General features: G+C 43.1%; 15 protein-coding genes. 6 read left to right on the plus strand and 9 right to left on the minus strand.

Annotated features, from left to right (window positions below; genetic code table 11):
• Positions 1-25 precede the first annotated feature (25 nt).
• Together H6571_04505 and H6571_04510 are read right to left on the minus strand one after the other, a co-directional pair.
• On the minus strand, positions 26-328 hold the full coding sequence (locus tag H6571_04505; protein ID MCB9322984.1) for a hypothetical protein: 303 nt from the start codon (positions 326-328) through the stop codon (positions 26-28).
• 55 nt (positions 329-383) lie between these two features.
• Positions 384-2573, minus strand: coding sequence for a peptidase domain-containing ABC transporter (locus tag H6571_04510; GenBank protein MCB9322985.1), 2190 nt, complete (start codon positions 2571-2573; stop codon positions 384-386).
• 454 nt (positions 2574-3027) lie between these two features.
• On the opposite strand from H6571_04510, the gene H6571_04515 reads away from it, so the two are divergent.
• Entirely contained in the window at positions 3028-3981 is a 954-nt protein-coding gene (locus H6571_04515; GenBank protein ID MCB9322986.1) for a glycosyltransferase, read from the plus strand.
• A 21-nt stretch (positions 3982-4002) separates the two neighbouring features.
• Here the strand turns inward: H6571_04515 and H6571_04520 are convergent, their stop codons facing one another.
• From H6571_04520 to H6571_04530, 3 genes are read right to left on the minus strand one after another with little or no spacing between them, the layout of a single operon-like run.
• Positions 4003-4512: a hypothetical protein gene (locus H6571_04520; GenBank protein MCB9322987.1), complete on the minus strand. Its 510-nt coding sequence runs from the start codon at positions 4510-4512 to the stop codon at positions 4003-4005.
• A 58-nt stretch (positions 4513-4570) separates the two neighbouring features.
• A complete protein-coding gene (locus tag H6571_04525; protein ID MCB9322988.1) occupies positions 4571-5062 on the minus strand; it encodes a hypothetical protein in 492 nt (163 codons plus the stop codon).
• A gap of 2 nt (positions 5063-5064) precedes the next feature.
• Positions 5065-8676, minus strand: a complete 3612-nt coding sequence (locus tag H6571_04530; GenBank protein MCB9322989.1) for a hypothetical protein — start codon at positions 8674-8676, stop codon at positions 5065-5067.
• Between the two features lie 311 nt (positions 8677-8987).
• On the opposite strand from H6571_04530, the gene H6571_04535 reads away from it, so the two are divergent.
• The 4 genes from H6571_04535 (at position 8988) to H6571_04550 (ending at position 13118) form a co-directional block, all read left to right on the plus strand.
• On the plus strand, positions 8988-9491 hold the full coding sequence (locus H6571_04535) for a hypothetical protein (protein MCB9322990.1): 504 nt from the start codon (positions 8988-8990) through the stop codon (positions 9489-9491).
• Positions 9491-11149, plus strand: a complete 1659-nt coding sequence (locus H6571_04540) for a T9SS type A sorting domain-containing protein (GenBank protein MCB9322991.1) — start codon at positions 9491-9493, stop codon at positions 11147-11149. Before H6571_04535 ends, H6571_04540 begins: the two co-directional genes overlap by 1 nt.
• A gap of 232 nt (positions 11150-11381) precedes the next feature.
• Complete coding sequence (locus H6571_04545; protein MCB9322992.1) at positions 11382-12185, plus strand: hypothetical protein; 804 nt, start codon at positions 11382-11384, stop codon at positions 12183-12185.
• A gap of 201 nt (positions 12186-12386) precedes the next feature.
• The gene (locus H6571_04550) at positions 12387-13118 is read left to right on the plus strand and encodes a DUF4291 family protein (GenBank protein MCB9322993.1); all 732 of its coding nucleotides are present in this window, start codon (positions 12387-12389) and stop codon (positions 13116-13118) included.
• Here H6571_04550 and H6571_04555 read toward each other — a convergent pair.
• Together H6571_04555 and H6571_04560 are read right to left on the minus strand one after the other, a co-directional pair.
• Complete coding sequence (locus tag H6571_04555; GenBank protein MCB9322994.1) at positions 13110-13538, minus strand: hypothetical protein; 429 nt, start codon at positions 13536-13538, stop codon at positions 13110-13112. The two genes, H6571_04550 and H6571_04555, sit on opposite strands and share 9 nt — an antisense overlap.
• The gene (locus tag H6571_04560) at positions 13538-14347 is read right to left on the minus strand and encodes a hypothetical protein (protein MCB9322995.1); all 810 of its coding nucleotides are present in this window, start codon (positions 14345-14347) and stop codon (positions 13538-13540) included. The genes H6571_04555 and H6571_04560 overlap by 1 nt, the downstream gene beginning before the upstream one ends.
• A 187-nt stretch (positions 14348-14534) precedes the next feature.
• Between H6571_04560 and H6571_04565 the strand changes: the two genes are divergently transcribed.
• Complete coding sequence (locus H6571_04565) at positions 14535-14873, plus strand: transposase (protein MCB9322996.1); 339 nt, start codon at positions 14535-14537, stop codon at positions 14871-14873.
• Here H6571_04565 and H6571_04570 read toward each other — a convergent pair.
• Both H6571_04570 and H6571_04575 read right to left on the minus strand, forming a co-directional pair.
• Positions 14794-15138, minus strand: coding sequence for a hypothetical protein (locus H6571_04570; GenBank protein ID MCB9322997.1), 345 nt, complete (start codon positions 15136-15138; stop codon positions 14794-14796). The two genes, H6571_04565 and H6571_04570, sit on opposite strands and share 80 nt — an antisense overlap.
• A 9-nt stretch (positions 15139-15147) precedes the next feature.
• On the minus strand, positions 15148-18396 hold the full coding sequence (locus H6571_04575) for a hypothetical protein (GenBank protein MCB9322998.1): 3249 nt from the start codon (positions 18394-18396) through the stop codon (positions 15148-15150).
• Positions 18397-18428: the final 32 nt, after the last annotated feature.

The raw sequence follows: 18428 nt of genomic DNA on the forward strand, positions 1-18428 counted from the left end.
ATATTTTTTTCTACGTGAAAATGAATCACAACTCGGCATCGAGAATATCCTCGGAATCCAAAACATCATTCGATTCATTCACTGCAGCAGGCGCATTTACTGCAATCGTATAACTAATATAGGCACCTAACGCCGCTCCTAAAAGGGCAAACAGGTACAACATCCCCCCCTCTCCGTAAATCATGGCCCCTATTACTGACCCGGTAATCTCCAAGCCAAGCCACAATGCCACCATAATAACAATGTATTTCGTGGCTTTTAATCCTTTAGCTTCGACAATTTTTTTAATTTCCTTCCCAAGGAAAACTGCCGCAATAATTTCTAACATCTTGCAAAAATTTATTGGTTGATCACTTTATTCCTAATTTCTTTTGAGCACTTGCTTATGCCCCAAGTTCCAACTGGTTTTTCACCAAATGATAATACGTACCCCGTAAATAAGAGAGTTCTTCGTGCGTACCCTGTTCCACAATTTCGCCCCCATCGATCACAATAATGTTATCTGCTTTTTTAACCGTACTCAGTCTGTGTGCCACTACCACTACCGTACGTCCTGCAAAAAACTCTTCCAGGCCTTCCATCACGATCAATTCATTATAAGCGTCGAGGGAAGAGGTTGCTTCATCAAAGAAAATATAATCAGGATTTTTATAAACCGCTCTGGCAATAAGAATACGTTGTTTTTGTCCCTGGCTCAATCCTAATCCTTCCTGTCCGATTTTAGTATTGTATCCCAGTGGAAGCGTTTCTATAAAAGTCTGAATATTAGCAACTTTAACGGCTTTTAGCAACATTAATTTATCAACGATATCATCTCCAAGGGCGATATTCTTGGCAATGGTATCATTGAAAATATACCCATCCTGCATAACTACGCCACATTTGCTCCGCCAAAGACTACTGTATACATTACTGAGGTTGATATCCCCAACCCTGATCGTCCCCTCCGTAGGTTGATAAAAGTTGAGCAATAATTTCAACACAGTGGTTTTACCGCTACCGCTGGCCCCGACAATTGCGGTTGTTTCTCCTTTAGGAATGGTAAAATCGACATTATTGAGGACCATTTGCGATTGAGGCCCATTATATTGGAAGGAAACATTTTCGAATTTGAGGTCGCCTGTTTCCGGCAAAATGGTAATTTTTTCCTCTATTTTTTCTTCATCCTCTTTGGTATGGATTTCATTCATGCGCTCGAGGCTGATTTTAGCCTCCTGGAGCGTTCCAATGAAAACGACAAATTGGTTGAGGGGAGTGTTCAACTGGGCAATGATATATTGAATGGCCACCAACATTCCAAGGGACATGTTCCCTTTCAACACCCCTAAAACGACAATAAAGGTGATCAGAATATTTTTAGTCTCGTTGATAAACCGGGCGCCGGTCTGCTGCCATTGTTCAATGGTTAAGGAAGCAATTCCGGTTCGGAACAACCTTGCCTGATTGCGTTCCCAGGCCCATCGTTTTTGTTTTTCTGCATTATGCAATTTCACCTCCTGCATCCCATTGATCAATTCGATCAGTTGTCCTTGTGATTCAGAGGATTGGTCAAATCGCTTATAATCCAGTTCCCTTCGCCTTTGTTGTGAAATAATCACCCAGGCGAGGTTCATAAGGGTACCCAGGAGGAAAACGCCAAAAACGACGGTATCCCAGACAAAAAGCACAATGAGGAAGGTTAAAAAATTGAACAAGGAAAAGACAGAAACCAGGCTGGTGGAAGTCAGAAATCGCTGTACCCGCTCGTGGTCGGCAATTCGTTGCATCAGGTCGCCGGTCATCTTGGAATCGAAAAAACGAATGGGAAGTTTGGTGAGTTTGATCAAAAAATCACTGATCAGGCTCATATTCACCCGGACACCGATATGCAGTAATATCCACCGTCGAAAAGATTCCACGCCCAATTGGGTGATGAATAAAAGAAACTGCGCCAGGATGACCAGGGACACAAATGAAAAGTCTACTTTGAAAATCCCTACATCTACAAGGGATTTGATGAGGAAGGGAAATATGAGCTGAACTACGCTGCCCACAAGCAATCCGGCCGCCAACTGTATGATCAGCGCCCTGTATTTTCCCAGGTAAGAGGCCAGGTAACCAAATCCTGATTTATTGATCTCTTCACCGTCTCGCCGGTAAAACTCAGGAGTGGTTTCGAGCAATAACAATACCCCAAGATCCTCCCCGTCTTCAGTGGTGCTAATCCAGCTTTGGAGAAATTCCTCCCTGGTCAGTTTGAATTTGCCGGCCATGGGATCGGCGATCCAGACGAATTTATTATTGGTCTTGTAAACCACCACAAAATGTTCCTGTTTCCAGTGAGCAATGCAAGGTAAAGGAATATCTTTGGATAGTCGGTCGAAGCTGGTCTGTACCGCCAGGGATTGCAGCCCGATATGCTCGGCCGCATCGCTGATGCCAAGCAAAGTAACCCCCTGTTTCCCCATGTACGTGAGTTCCCGGAGATAATCAAGGGAATAATACCTGCCAAAGTACCTGGCGACCATCCTCAGGCAGGTAGCCCCACAGTCCATTGCATCAAGCTGCTGGTAAAATGGGAAAATTTTGGGCATATCCTACTAATTAAGTTCACTGCTGTTTCAGGTTGGCGCTGTTATCCCCAACCCCTAAAGTTTTCCATTAGACTTCATTCCACAGCAAATGTCACTGTTTTGATGTCTTCTGATTGAAAGGCCCGGACAACGTCCATCAGGCTTTTTGTTTTTTCTCAATAGTATGCCTAAAAGTATGAATGATCTGAAACCAAACACTTCAATTCCAGATTTGTTTTTGCTGATTCACAATCTGTAAATCAAGTGATTAAAAATAATCAACATTAAAGTTACTAATTAAAATACAAACTTTAACTTTTTTGCTGCAATTATAACCATTTCAAGGTCTTCTGTCCAATATTTTAAAAGAAATAACTGCGAATAGAGTGTAAAGCGTTTTACCTTTAGGCGATCAAACAATTTTGAAAATTTCTTTTTGGGAAAGATTCATCATGAAAATTGTATCTGAACGCATATGCACAATAGTTTTATTTCAGTAGTCAGCGTCATCAATTCCCCTTGGGAAAAGAGCAAGGTTCCCGAATTGCTTGAAAACGTTTATAAGGTATGCAAACCTGCATTCAGTGATTTTGAAATCATCCTGGTCAACAATATTACCGGAGAATCCATCGACCCTTTGATCGATCCGCTGCAAGAAGACCTCAAACACCAGGTATCCTTAATCAACTTATCGAACCACGTAAACCGAAATAACGCAATGTTGGCAGGGCTGGACCGCTCCAACGGGGATTACACGGTCATTTTCGACATAGACACCTACGATCATCCCGAAGTCATCTCCCAACTTTTTGAAAAGACCCGGGAACATTTTGACGTCGTTTACCTGAGAGCTGCCGACCGAAAAATAAAATTGCAGCACCGCATTTTTTATCGCATCTTTTACTACATCATCCGCAATTATTCCCAACTCAAAATTGACGAAAAAGCACTCAATGTGCGCATCATTTCCCGAAGAGCGTTGAATTCACTCCTCCGCCTGCGGGAAAATTTGCGCTACATGAAAGCCATTTACTCCATCGTAGGATTTAAAACGACCTTTATTGAGTCCGAAATACCGCTGCAGGATGAAAACGAACCCTTTTCCGAAAGATTCAAAACCCTACTGGTGGCCGTTTCCTCTTTCACGACTTTTTTGAGGGCTACTTTGTTGAGAATATTTTTGTTCTCCATCGTTTTCCTGATGGCCGTTATTGGGAATGCGCTGAAGGTGAAATTTACCGGTATTGATGTCTTTGGCATTCCCAGTGAAAATGCAATCACCGGCTGGACCTTCCTGGTCGTGCTGATGTCCGTCTTTTTTGCCATCACCTGCCTGAACCTTTACATCATGTCCATTTACCTTTCCAATATTTACAACGAGATCAAACAGCGGCCTTTGTACCTCATTGAGTCGATCAAAAGGTTTTGAACTATTGAAGCAGCAGTTTACCTAAATAACTTCCTTCAATTTTTCATAATATCCCAGGTACTCGACTAAAAATGGAATCAAGCCTTTCTCTTTATTTCCGGAAACGAAAATAGAATCGAGTTTTTCCACCTGTAAAGCCGAAAGATAATAATCAGGCACCAACTGCTGCTGGATTAATTCAACTACCTTCCTTTTCCCAAAAAACGCCGGATGATCAAATAATAAATGTGGATAATGAATAATGGCCAAAAAATCAAATTCGCGGTTCAATGACTCCATATCCGCCCAATTTCCTGTCATTAATACCATATTTGAAGCGTATTTTGACCATTCACTTATCCGTTCCATTACGCCGTAATCAAACAGGAAATAATAGTTTTCAGGAACCAGCTTTTCGGCATCAGAATAAATCCTGGCTTCATGCCCTGTAAGCTCGCGTATGGCTTGTTGAATGGCAGAAACCTTAAAAAAAGTTTCCCGCTTTTCAGGGTCTGAATTTTCGTCAGGAGAAAAAACAAGATCAATTTTCATTTGTTTAAAAATTTATTAATGTTTTTAAAATGGTTCTAAGGTAAAAAGTATATCAAAATTAACCAACATCGTTCCGGGTTTTGAAATATTGAACAAGCAGCTTGCCTAAAGAACTTCCTTCTTCCTTGCGAAAATACACCAATTGCTTTCCGTCTGGAAATTTGAACCGACCTAATTCCTTTCCCTGCATTTTTTCTACCCACTCCGGATGACCGTATATTGCCGGGTTTTCACTTGACAGCTGCCTCAGATCAAATGCGCCTAAAAATGATGTTGCCACGCCGTCGAATTCATAAATATCCATGGACATACAAAGCAAAACCACCTTTTCTATTAATGGCCCCAGTTTATCGCGCAAATAATTTCCCTCACTGTTAATGGCAATGTAAAACCCATCAGGGAGCGGCATTTCCGGTTTGTAAAGGACGAGAGGCATTTGCCCTGTTTCCTTAAAAATTTCCTCCCGCAGCTTTTCTATCTCAAATATTTTCTTCAATTGAGGCAGGTTGTTGTCCTCTGTGACATCATAAAGAAGTATTCCTAAATTCATTGTTAAAATGGTTCTAAGGTAAAAAGTATATCAAAATTAACATAAATCTGATCACTCCAATCAAACCCATATTCATCCAGAAGTTCCTGGGTCATTTCAGTAATTTGGTAATTTATCAATGCCTGCTCAGGGGTAATCAATTTGACATTGAGGTTCGTTCCGATTCCTGCTTCAGATATCCTATATCCTGCCTGTTTCAAAGTTGAGACAGCATAATCCACAGAAGACACTTCGAGAATTTCAGCCCCAAATTGGGTCAGGTCGGCCAAATTGCTTTCATTCATACGCTTGGTAACCTCCAACATCGTCCTGGCATTCTGAATCATACTCATTTTACTATTCGTAAGCGATCCATCAGGAATCCCCATCATCTTCATCTGACGTAAGGAAGCAAACATCTGAGTTGGAATCCCCTTACCTTCCACTAATGGAACCTGGCCATTATCCAACCACGGGGGAGCATCCCTGATAAACCCCACCTTAAAAGTAAATAAATTTTGAGATGCATCGTAGGACCTTTCAAAAATTCCTGGTTTAATTCCAATGTCGGGTGCTACATACGTTAAAATACCATTTCCAATCACTACATCACTCAGCTTTCCTCCTAAATCATCTTCAACAGATATTTCATCATACAAACCTCTTACCCGATGTTTAATATAATCCCCCGGTTGTCCAGGTCCTAGCAGGTCATCCACATACTCCTGCTTATTCGTTGCCAGGATATAATCGATCTGAGTATCCGTAATGGATTCTGGATATTCATAAAGGTACTCATCGACTATGTCAAGGTTACTGGTGTTGGTGCGCATGGCCACCAGGGCATCATCTCCCTGTCCGTACAATACATCCCATGCCTTGACAAACGTTGGCCGATCTTTAAAATAATTGAGGAGCCATACCTTTTCCTCAAGGTCTGCGAGCAAGGTTTTGGCCTTGAACATCCCGGTTTCATTAATGCCCAGTGCTTCGATTTCATTCCGGATCTCTTTCCAGCAACCAACAGCATCAATGCTTTCGCTATGTTTGGCCATCAGGGCGTAGAATTCATCCCCGTATTGTTCCAAATGAGTGTAAAAAGCGATCTTACCCGTTTCATCCAGCGCCTGGATCGCCTCTCTTGCCGGGGCACCGAGAGCGTTGACCTTTCGCCACAACGCCACGGGTTTCATCGTCACCGAAGCATCGTCAAAAATTTGTTTGAGTACTTTGGGGTTATCGGCCATCTCCGCCAGGAATGCCTGTCGCTCGGGTTTAGGCATCACGCGGATGTGATCAAACAATTTGTCGTTTTCCAGAATCACGCGGTGCAGTTTCCGACCATCCTCCACGGTAGTGGTCACCAATTTCTGGGCCGTGCTCCCATAGCTCGATTCAGCCAGGCCAAAGAGTTTTTTCACCCTTACCGGATCAGCGCCTTCGGCTATGGTCTGTTTGGTTACAAAACCGATGGATGGACCGATGAACAACTTTTTACCTTGTTTTAGCGGGACTTCCACATAATTCTCCCCGATCAAAAAGAGTCCTACCCCACTGGTGGAGATGGCCGTTAATGCCCGTTCCGTGTCTTCTCCCCAAATGAGCTCAGACAACCCCACCAATAAAATGGCTCCATCTGCCACTTCCCCTATCCCCGGGATCAGGGACAAAACATCCAGCGGATCATAAGCCAGTTCATAAAACCCTATGTCAAACACAATGCCATTGTCCTCGAGATCATTGAACTCCGTATGCCATTTTGCGGTAAAGGCGGTCTCATTCTCAAACTCAAGGATAGCGTACTTCGCCAAGTATTCTCCTCCTTTCCAGTAGGTTGGCAATTCGGGGTCCAGATACCTTTCTTTGATCTGGTATTCGTAATTCACCAGGTCAAAACCATTGGGTGCCGACATATAAACGGCCTCGAGCTGTTCCGCCAGGGCATCACATTGGGAATAGGTGTCTTCATCGAGATCCAGTTCCGAGAGGCAAGACGTTAGCTTTTCAGCTTCCAGGTCCAGTACGGTTTGAATTCTTTTGTCCTTGTACAAATACAAATCGTTCATATTCATATACCCCGTCACCAGCTCCGGTTGATCCGGCGGGGTCATGTCTTCCAGAAAAAGGCGGGAAGCATAATCCTCTTCCCTGAAGTTGCCCAGCATGAGCGTAGCTCCATGTATCCGGTGAGGCTTCGGGGTATGTTTGTAAGCCAGCGTCATAAGGTCCCAAAGCATTTCGCCTTCGGCGAGTACTGCATTCACTTCCGTGTAAAAATCTTCACCGATCAGGTTAGGTGAACAGGCAATTCCCGGCATGGTCGAAGGATGATCCGTTAGGTTCACCCCCCCCACGTTCAAAATGTCTTCCCCAGGCATGAAATACGGGAAACACAACAAAACGGCTCCTTCCTCCAACTCGCTCAATCCCGATTCAATGAATAAACGGTTGGCAAAAACATTGTATTGCTGGGGAGACATCAGGAAGTCGGCCCGTTTGAAGTAGAGGTAAAATTGCAAGCCGGACTTATGGGCCAGGTAAGCCAGCTTGTCATCCAGCATGAGCATCTTCTTTTTAGTCAGCTCGCTGAAGTCTGTCGTGACGGCATTGATGATAAATTTATGTTGGGGCGTTTCCGACAAAAGGTCTGTATTCAAATTTTGGGCTTTTTTCAGGGCAATTTCCGCCGCTGCCACTGCAACGGCAGCTTCAAAGGCCTCTCCCCCATCCTGGCTTTTGAGGTGGTCAGGAATGGTTTCCCAGGGAACGTAATGCATGCTTTCAAAATTCAGCTGATCTACCAGGGGGACGTAAGCGGGGTCTAAGTTTCCATTCATAAATTCAGTAAAACCCTCCACATTATGGCGTACGGAGGTTTCACGTGAATTGAGGCTGTTATAGGTTCGATGGTTCCGGACAAAATCCACATACTCAAACAACTCCTCCTTATCTGCAAAAGCGTTCATATCATTCGGTATGGAAGCCCATGACCGGAGGACACCCCCTGAAAGTTTTTCCTGCCCGAAATAAAAATTGGCACGAAACTCTGCAAGTCCCCAAACCACTTTATTGCTTTTGGTAAACTGGCTGTACGTCTGCCCCTGGTGGGTATTTTCCAGTATGGCACCCAGGATGTTATAAAACCGAACCTGGACAGAATCCCGGAATACCTCGTCGTCATGGGATGAAAATTCCAGCAACAGCTCTTTGGTGGAAATGACGGCATTTTGATTCTGGATCAGTTGCTCCGGATGGAAAGCCCGTATCGGTATTTTCCAGTCCGTGACCAGGCAAATGTACAATTGGGCCTCAGCCGTTTCATGCTGGTTAAAGGCCACCAAAAGCTCATTGACTTCCTGCAGGTTCTGGGGATCGTAAAGGGCGTTTCCGTCGGCATCCTGCCCGCCGTTCGACAATTCAAGCCATTGGTCATCGGGATTGAAACTGAAAATATACCAGTTTTTATCGGGGCAGCCCTCCGATTCATTTTTTGCATTGTATTCCAGTAAGTGGCGGTATTGGCGGGTACCTTCTCGTACATTTTCCTGAAAATCGGCAGGCACAACGACCTTTTCTGAAAAGCCGAACAGAGGTAAGAACAAAAAAACAATCAAAATGGCAATGCTGTATTTCATAAAACTCGATTTTGTAATACCCATGCAACAGTCCTTCCCGTTTGATTCCGGGGGTTAGTTTTTCATTTGGCCCGTCAGGGTATTGGGTGGATAAAAAATGTAAACAACTTTTATATATAAAAGCCGCGAAACCCTGAAACGTGACATTTTTTGAGGGTGTTTTTTTGATTATTCTAAATTCATGCCGCAATTAACCTTATCATTTGTGTGTTACCTGACACATTGGAATGGAAAAACCTTCACCAGGACAATGTGGGGGTATCTATGGAATGGTTTTATTGTTTATTTTTGCGTGCAGCATAAAAAAGATCATGAAAATACAAGGCACCCCTCGTTTGTACATTTTAGGATTTATCCTGGCAGTGACGGGCTGCAAGGTTCCATCGGTTGACCCCGTCATGCCATCCACTGAAGTAAGCCAAAAAGAGAACCGGGCCCCAAGTATACTGACCCTGATCTTAAAAATAAAAAACTCACCCGATCAAACTTTGCCCGAGGTAAGCCTGGATCAAAGCATTGTGGCCAAAGGTTATTTAAAAAACAAAACCACCACCATTGACCTCAATAAGGAAGAGAGCATTCTCATTGAATTTTTTGACCGTGAAAACAATTCGCTTCAGATTGACCAGGTAGAAAGCCCGTTAAAAAAACGCTTTGAAAGTACGGATGAAAACGGCGAATTACAAAGCCATGATATTGAACTGACAGAGGAGTTTTTTTCGGTACGCATCCAAAACACCCCTGAGATTTCCACGGTTAAGATTTACCTTGTACAACGATCACAAAAAATTTTACTACAACAAATCGACATTTGATGAAAAAATGGACTCTTTTTATTCTATTGCTGGCCGCGCATATCCTCCCGGGCCAGGTTTTTCCGGTGGTTTCCGTTTTAAACAACGGAGATGATGCCCAGCGCATCAATTTTGTGGTGCTGAGTGACGGATACACCAGCGGTCAGTTGGATGATTTTGTTACGGATGCCCAAAACATATCCAACCAATTATTCAATAAAACCCCCTTTAAGCAATACCAATCTTTTTTTAATGTATATGCCATCAGGGTACCCTCCAACGAAAGTGGGGCAGATCATCCGGGTACTGCTACGGATGTAGGGGAACCGGCCCACCCTATAGCCGACGTGGACAATTATTTCGGCTCGACATTTGATTATTTTAATATTCACCGACTATTGTTGCCCATCAAAACTGGAAATATTTTAAGTGTTTTAGGCACCAACTATCCAGGGTATGACCAGGTGGTGATCCTAACCAACTCTCCCTATTACGGAGGTTCCGGAGGTGCATTTGCCACTACCTCCCTTGAGGCTTCGGCTCCGGAAATTGCCATCCATGAACTCGGTCATTCCTTTGCAGCTCTGGCGGATGAATATTGGGCGGGAGATTCTTACGCTACAGAAAAACCGAATATGACCGCCAATTCAAATCCGAACACCGTAAAATGGTCAGAATGGGTGGGTGAGTCAGGGATCAATGTTTACGTTCATGGAACTTCCGGTGTTTCCGCCAACTGGTATCGCCCGCACCAGAGTTGTGAGATGCGCTACCTCAATCAGCAGTTTTGCGGGGTATGCCGGGAGGCTTTTATCGACAAGATATATGACCTGACCGACCCGATTGACAGTTACCTTCCGGTCAGCAATAACCCTGTTTTTAGCGGAACGCCCCTTAATTTTTCACTGGATCTCGTTTTACCTTCCCCTAATACAATAAAAGTGGAATGGCTCTTAAACGGTTCGACATTTGCTACGGATGTCAATGCAATCCTACTGGACGGGGGCGACCTTCCCCTGGATAACAATACCCTGGTCGCCAACATCATTGACACCACCCTCATGTCAAAGTCCTATGCCCCTTCAAGCGGTTATGTGTTCAGCGTTAACTGGAATATTAAAAATAGCGTGCTGCCTTTGGAATTAATTGATTTTCAGGCTATTCAAAAAGAACCCTTTATTAACCTAAACTGGACTACGGCTCGTGAGGTCAACATTGAACAATACGAAATTGAACGTTCTGAAGACGGTGAAACCTTTAAACATATAAAAACCATCACGGCATTAGGCAACAATAATGAAACACGGGCTTATACAACGATCGACGAACAGCCCCTCGAAGGAAAAAGTTACTACCGCCTAAAAATAGTGGAAGAAAACGGGCAATATGAATACAGTTCGGTAAGGGTCGTAAACCGGGTGGAAAAGTTTTTCTTTAAAGTATATCCGAACCCGGCCCAGGATATCGTTTTGCTACATTATTCGAACAACTCCTTTGAAACCGGTCTTTCCGCTGAACTGCTGAATGCTGCAGGGCAGACGCTAAAAAGCACTTCTCTGAATGGGGCCAAAGGCATTCACCAGGTGGAGATTGATCTTTCCGGCCTGGCCGCCGGGATATATTTTGTACGGTTACACAAAGGTGATTTAGTGCGGGATATTGAGGTGATGAAAAATTGAAAAATGTTTGAATGATTGGTGGTTTTGAAAGATTCACCGACAAATTGAAACTAGGTACAGAGCCTAACGTTTCTGTATACCGGTTGCATTAAAGTTGTTCTGGAGTTATTGAATTAATTCAGGAAGAAATAACGAAAGGTTAACGTTGGGCTATGCCTTTATCCCTTCCTTTCGGTCGGCACAAGAACATAGCCCGACGTTACCGGTTGCTCACGCATAAAATTATTAAACAATGAAACAACTAGCAATTACCCTTTGCATTGCAGTGGCTATCCACACTCACTTGACAGCTCAGTCTTGTATTCCTATGCCGGGCTTACCTGATTCCGTGATATTTTTCCCTTCACCTTATCAAGAGGGCATTCCGGGTTCGGGAATTCAGGACACTGCTTGCGTCGGAGTACCCTTCGAAACCATTCTGCACCTGAATGTACCAAGTCAGGTCGAGTCACAGTTTGGGACTTTTCCGGTCAATTCTATTGATATGCCGACTCAAGGTGCTTTTTTAAATTTACCTGCTTCTCTCAATTATGCTTGCAATCCGCCGAATTGTATCTTTAAAAAAGACTCAACCGGATGCATTGTTTTGTTTGGCACACCGCAGCCTGGAGAAGAAGCCGTGTATGATTTGAACATCAATGTGACCATTCGCTCCGTGATAGACTTGCCCTACACCTTCCCGGATAACTTTTTGGTTCCGGGAAATTATGATCTCCATGTGAAGCCAGCAGGGAATCCCAATTGTCAATCTACGAGTGCGACGGAGCCTGCGAACACAAAAATATCTGTGTTCAACAGGCCCAACCCTTTTTCGGATTACACCGAATTCGTAGTCAATATACAACACAGTGGACAATTCCGGCTGACGCTCACAGATGTTTTCGGCAGGCAATTCCACCAACAATCCGTGGATTTGCAGGCAGGCGAAAACATTATTCCCTTCCAGAAGGGGGCATTGCCTGCAGGGTGCCACCTTTTTATGCTGGAAAACAAGAGCGTTTCTGTCGGAGGTCGAATTGTCATCTTGAATCAATAGGCTTCTGCCGCTTATCAGCCAGAAGTCAACAACATCAGGTGTCCTGAATACTCCGTTTTTGAAACAGCCGCAGAAGCCTGGCCATGTGATGTGATGAGTGTATTGGGTCGAAGCTGAGAGTTGCTGCCATCGTTGGTGGGGGTAATTTTTTTGCCCGGAAGGAGGTCGAATCGGATTTTTTTTGTATTTTAATGCATCGTTATGACCACATTAGAGCAAGAAAATAAAGCCCTCAAAGAGGAAATTTCCCTACTCAAAGCTGAGCTGGCACAGCTCAAGAAGCTGATCTATGGTACCAGGCGCGAACGCCTCATCCATGGTCCAAATCCAGATCTGTCGGCGTTGTCCAAAGCAACGTCAGGGGAGGTTGAGGCTGATAATGAAAGACAAATCAGAGCTGTCTTTGATGATGATACCATAACAGTTTACCAAGCATATAAAAAAGAAATTGCTTTACCCGCTGTAAAAAATCAAAAATTCGTCTCTCCTTTCAAGATGGGAAGAATGACTTGGATTAAGCCTTCTTTTCTTTGGATGATGTATCGATGTGGCTGGGCTCAAAAAGAAGGACAAGAACATGTACTTGCCATTAAGATCAGAAGAGAAGGCTTCCAATGGGCTTTGGATAATTCTTGCCTATCGCACTTTGATCCTGAGTTTCACAGTTCAAAAGAAGAGTGGAAAGAAAAACTTCAACAGTCTCCTGTTCGTATTCAGTGGGATCCTGAACGTGGTATTCATTTAGAAAAGCTTGATTATAGATCTATTCAGATAGGACTCTCTGGTGAAGCTATCCCCAGATATGTAAATGAGTGGATTGTTTCCATTACAGATATTACTCCGCTTTGTAAAAAAATCCACTCACTTATTTCTGAAGATATTCAAGAGGCTATTAATCATCTTCCTAAAGAAAGATTGTTCTATTCAAGTTGATTCAGTCGATTGATTCCAATATTTATCAGAGCAACTTACCAACTCATTAATATCTGACCTAACACCTGTCCAAGACTCTAAAACTGACTCTTCCAAAATCCATTCACCGAAACATGTATGAAATTTTAAATTGTCAAAATCAGCATAAACTTGTGGCATAAACTTATTTCGCTCAACATCTTCAGCTGTATCATAAAAAGCTATGGCGACTTGCCTTGACATTTTGAATTTTTCAATTAATTCTAAAAACTTTTCTCCTTTTTCTTTATCACTTATCTCCCAAGAGATACCCCATTGCCCCCAATGATTCATAACCCAGTAATCAACAGGAACAACATACCACGATGCATTACCTTTAGATAACACGTACGACACTATTCCAATTTGAGACAATAACTTTTTAATTCCTTCCTTTTCCATTATGGTACAATTTTACCAGATCCTGATATTACATTTAATTGAAACTCACTTTGCCAATAAGTATCCCATTGTCTTGTTGTAAATGGATGGCCTGATTGGTTAGGGTCAGCAATTTGTGGAGTAACCCCATCTGCATAATTTACATTATTCGTTGCACCCCATTGCGGTATTGCATCTCCCTTCATTGCATCATCAAAAGATTTAGGCATTTCAAACTCTATTATATATCGATTAGCAGGATCTATATCTTTGAAATGTCTGGCATGATCAATATTATCAGTACTGAAATTTAACCAATCATTTGAACTGGAACCAAATGTTACATTTCCATTTCCATCTAATGATAGAATTTCTTCAGGCCCATTTGGCCCAGCTTGCTGAACTCTATAATATTTTATTGGACCTCCTCCCTGAGTGGCTTGATTGAGATATATTGTTTTTCTCTTTAAATAATTTACATATGTTCCCGGTTGTCCTTGCGGTAAAGTAGGTATCCCATCATCAATCCATTTCCAAGCATCAAAAACGACTTCATCTGCTTCAAAGGCAGCTTTTAATACGGCGTTATTAGCAATCTCGCTTACCGCCTTGTTAATTTGATTTGCAGGATATCCTGCTTGTGTCCAGTTATCAACTTTAGTTAACCAGTTAACATCTGTTTTTATTGCTACAGCTCCTGCATCATCAAGCACCTCCCACGCCTCAACCAACCCCACATTCCCCTTAAAAGGCTCCACCAACTCCGGGTAATGCTTCAAATCCGCCAGCAGGAATTTTGCTTTTTCAATGGCTTCCGCGCCTTCGCCCAACTCATCAAGCTTCCCTTTTATGGCATTCCAGCATCCTATGGCATCAATCTCGTCTGATTGAATACTGGCAAAGTTATGTAAATCATCTTCAAATTTCGAGAGATGCTTGTAAAAGGTTACTTTTTCCGTTTCACCCAGCGCCTGGATCGCCTCTCTTGCCGGGGCACCGAGGGCGTTGGGTAAAGCATTGACTTACCTGCACAACGAGTGGCCTAAACTCAAAACCATCTTTTTGGACGGTCGACTTCTGGTCGATAATAACTTTATCGAAAACATCATCCACCCACTGGCCCTGGGGCGCAATACAGAGCTTGAACTTAATGATAAACTGCTAAATAGAATTAAGGAAGTCACTAAAATGACCGCGGCTCCTGCGAGAAGGATAAAGATCATGTCTTTACCCTTCTCGATGCTTTTATCGATAGAACTAAACTACAGGGATTTATTTAGATTGCTGTGTCAGGTTTTCTCGTTAAAAATTTTTGATAATCTAAAATACTTTCATTGTCACCTTTTGAAACATTAATTATCATAAGTAAAAACCATCTGTATGCTTCTTCTTCAGAATTTTCATGTAATATTTGATGTCCATCATTAAACAAAATATTCAAAGCTTCACCATTTGGAATTTGTTTCATTAAGATTAATTTTATAAGGCTTGTCCAATTATCCCTATAAAATGGCTCTTTAAAAATAGATTCTCTTAGGTTAGCTATTCCTACATGATACCATTCTTCTTTAAAAAATTCAGCAACCAGTGTTTTCAAAACATTTAAAATATTATCACTCATAGTTTCATTTTAAGGATTGTACCATGGATAAGCACTAATCATTTTATAACCAGTCGGATTTGTAGCATCTTTATTGAATGTAATTTTTACTTTTGTAGTTGTGACTTCGTTTAAAACTGCTCCCGCACCATATTCACCAGAATTGTAATACCCTGAACCAACTTGGCTACCATAATCAATATCCCATTCTTTATAGCCGCCACCATTTGCAAAGTGGGCTTCTATATCAACCTTATGCTGATTAAATGCCGCATTTACAGCATCGTCATGAAGTTGTTCACTATCAAATTTGGTTGATTTTTTAGTTTGAGGTAATGTTGGATGTTCACCTTTGGCTCGTAATTGTAAATCATTTGGTGTTAATTGTGTTCCATGTCTTGCTTTAGAATGACATCCAGGAAACGTTTCTTCAACATCAAGTAAAATCTTTGACCTTTTTGGGTAATAGCGTTCTAATACATCAATATTGCTCCTAAGATTTGGGAAATCAATCCAACTTTCCCACGCCTCAACCAACCCCACATTCCCCTTAAAAGGCTCCACCAACTCCGGGTAATGCTTCAAATCCGCCAGCAGGAATTTTGCTTTTTCAATGGCTTCGGCGCCTTCGCCCAACTCGTCAAGCTTCCCTTTTATGGCATTCCAGCATCCTATGGCATCAATCTCGTCTGATTGAATACTGGCAAAGTTATGTAAATCATCTTCAAATTTCGAGAGATGCTTGTAAAAGGTTACTTTTTCCGTTTCACCCAGCGCCTGGATCGCCTCTCTTGCCGGGGCACCCATAGCGTTGATTTTTCGCCACAACGCCACGGGTTTCATCGTCACCGAAGCATCGTCAAAAATTTGTTTGAGTACTTTGGGGTTATCGACCATCTCCGCCAGGAAAGCCTGTCGCTCGGGTTTCGGCATCACGCGGATGTGATCAAACAATTTGTCGTTTTCGAGGATCACGCGGTGCAGTTTCCGACCATCCTCCACGGTAGTGGTCACCAATTTCTGGGCCGTGCTCCCATAGCTCGATTCAGCCAGGCCAAAGAGTTTTTTCACCCTGACCGGATCGGCGCCTTCCGCTATGGTCTGTTTGGTCACAAATCCGATGGATGGACCGATGAACAACTTTTTACCTTGTTTCAGCGGCACTTCCACATAATTCTCCCCCATCATAAAGAGTCCTATGCCGCTGGTGGTGACCGCCATCAGTGCTCGTTCCGAATCTTCTCCCCAAATGAGCTCAGACAACCCCACCAATAAAATGGCTCCGTCTGCCACTTCCCCTATCCCCGGGATCAGGGACAAAGCGTCCAGCGGGTCATAGATTTTTTCATAGAACCCGATTTCAAATATAATTTTTTTATTCTCAAGCTCATCAAACTCTGTATGCCATTTTGCCGTAAAGGCGGTCTCATTCTCAAACTCAAGAATAGCGTACTTCGCCAGGTATTCTCCTCCTTTCCAGTAGGTTGGCAATTCGGGGTCCAGATACCTTTCTTTGATCTGGTATTCATAATTCACCAGGTCAAAACCATTGGGTGCCGACATATAAACGGCCTCGAGCTGTTCCGCCAGGGCATCACATTGGGAATAGGTGTCTTCATCGAGATCCAGTTCCGAGAGGCAAGACGTTAGCTTTTCAGCTTCCAGGTCCAGTACGGTTTGAATTCTTTTGTCCTTGTACAAATACAAATCGTTCATATTCATATACCCCGTCACCAGCTCCGGTTGATCCGGCGGGGTCATGTCTTCCAGGAAAAGGCGGGAAGCATAATCCTCCTCCCTAAAATTTCCCAGCATCAGGGTGGCACCGTGTATGTGGTGTGGTTTGGAGGTATGTTTAAAAACCAGCGTCATAAGGTCCCAAAGCATTTCGCCTTCGGCGAGTACTGCATTCACTTCCGTGTAAAAATCTTCACCGATGAGGTTTGGAGAACAGGCAATTCCCGGCATAGTCGAAGGAAGATCCGTTAGGTTCAAACCACCCACGTTCAAAATGTCTTCCCCAGGCATGAAATACGGGAAACACAGCAAAACGGCTCCTTCCTCCAACTCGCTCAATCCCGATTCAATGAATACGCGGTTGGCAAAAACATTGTATTGCTGGGGAGGCATCAGGAAGTCGGCCCGTTTGAAGTAGAGGTAAAATTGCAAGCCGGACTTATGGGCCAGGTAAGCCAACTTGTCATCCAGCATGAGCATCTTCTTTTCAGTCAGCTCGCTGAAGTCTGTCGTAGTGGCATTGATGATAAATTTATGCTGGGGCGTTTCCAGCAAAAGGTCAATTCCCTGATTTTGGGCTTTTTTTAGAGCAATTTCTGCCACTGCCACTGCAACGGCAGCTTCAAAGGCCTCTCCCCCATCCTGGCTTTTGAGATGGTCAGGAATGGTTTCCCAGGGAACGTAATGCATGCTTTCAAAATTCAGCTGATCTACCAGAGGCACGTAAGCAGGATCTAAGTTTCCTGTCAAAAATTCTGTAAACCCTTCCACATTGCTCCGAACCGTAATTTCACGCGAATTCAGACCATAGTAGGTGCGATGCCCCTCGATAAACCCGATGTATTCCAACAACTCTTCCTTGTTGATAAAAGTGTTCATCTTATCAGGCAAAGAGTCCCAGTATCTCAAAACGCCGCCAGACAATTTAGTCTGTCCGAAATAAAAATTCGCCCGGAACTCCGTCTCCCCCCAAACCACTCGGTTCACTTTGGTAAACTGACCATAATCCTGTCCCTGGTGAACATTTTCCAGGATGGCTCTCAGGATATTAGAAAAACGAAGCTTAATCAAATCCTGGAACAACGTGCGGCTATCATTAGAAAAATGATTCAGAAAATCATTTATGGGAATGGTTGGATTTTGATTTTGGATCAGTTGTTCAGCGTGAATAGCTTCTAAGGTTATTTTCCAATCCGTGACCAGGCAAATGTACAATTGGGTCTCAGCTGTTTCATGCTGGTTAAAGGCCACCAAAAGATCATTGACTTCCTGCAGGTTCTGGGGGTTGTAAAGAGAGTTGCTGTCGGCATCCCACCCGCCGTTCGACAATTCAAGCCATTGATCATCAGGATTGAAACTGAAAATATACCAGTTTTTATCGGAGCAGCCCTCCGATTCATTTTTTGCATTGTATTCCAGCAAGTGGCGGTATTGAGAGCTGCCTTCACGTATATTCTCACTGAAATCGATATCCTTGTAAACTCCATTAGAAAGAGCAAAAACCGGGATCAAAAATACAATCAGAGCAAATAGGGTTTTCATTTGTTTAAAAGGTTTAAAATGATTTGAAATTT

The organism is Lewinellaceae bacterium, from assembly GCA_020636105.1.
Classification (GTDB): domain Bacteria; phylum Bacteroidota; class Bacteroidia; order Chitinophagales; family Saprospiraceae; genus BCD1.

What these genes read in the sequence shown, in the direction of transcription:
- H6571_04515 (MCB9322986.1), top strand. Translation starts at nt 3,028, where the DNA reads ATGCACAATAGTTTTATTTCAGTAGTCAGCGTCATCAATTCCCCTTGG.
- H6571_04550 (MCB9322993.1), top strand. Translation starts at nt 12,387, where the DNA reads ATGACCACATTAGAGCAAGAAAATAAAGCCCTCAAAGAGGAAATTTCC.
- H6571_04540 (MCB9322991.1), top strand. Translation starts at nt 9,491, where the DNA reads ATGAAAAAATGGACTCTTTTTATTCTATTGCTGGCCGCGCATATCCTC.
- H6571_04505 (MCB9322984.1), bottom strand. Translation starts at nt 328, where the DNA reads ATGTTAGAAATTATTGCGGCAGTTTTCCTTGGGAAGGAAATTAAAAAA.
- H6571_04555 (MCB9322994.1), bottom strand. Translation starts at nt 13,538, where the DNA reads ATGGAAAAGGAAGGAATTAAAAAGTTATTGTCTCAAATTGGAATAGTG.
- H6571_04520 (MCB9322987.1), bottom strand. Translation starts at nt 4,512, where the DNA reads ATGAAAATTGATCTTGTTTTTTCTCCTGACGAAAATTCAGACCCTGAA.
- H6571_04535 (MCB9322990.1), top strand. Translation starts at nt 8,988, where the DNA reads ATGAAAATACAAGGCACCCCTCGTTTGTACATTTTAGGATTTATCCTG.
- H6571_04570 (MCB9322997.1), bottom strand. Translation starts at nt 15,138, where the DNA reads ATGAGTGATAATATTTTAAATGTTTTGAAAACACTGGTTGCTGAATTT.
- H6571_04545 (MCB9322992.1), top strand. Translation starts at nt 11,382, where the DNA reads ATGAAACAACTAGCAATTACCCTTTGCATTGCAGTGGCTATCCACACT.
- H6571_04525 (MCB9322988.1), bottom strand. Translation starts at nt 5,062, where the DNA reads ATGAATTTAGGAATACTTCTTTATGATGTCACAGAGGACAACAACCTG.
- H6571_04510 (MCB9322985.1), bottom strand. Translation starts at nt 2,573, where the DNA reads ATGCCCAAAATTTTCCCATTTTACCAGCAGCTTGATGCAATGGACTGT.
- H6571_04575 (MCB9322998.1), bottom strand. Translation starts at nt 18,396, where the DNA reads ATGAAAACCCTATTTGCTCTGATTGTATTTTTGATCCCGGTTTTTGCT.
- H6571_04530 (MCB9322989.1), bottom strand. Translation starts at nt 8,676, where the DNA reads ATGAAATACAGCATTGCCATTTTGATTGTTTTTTTGTTCTTACCTCTG.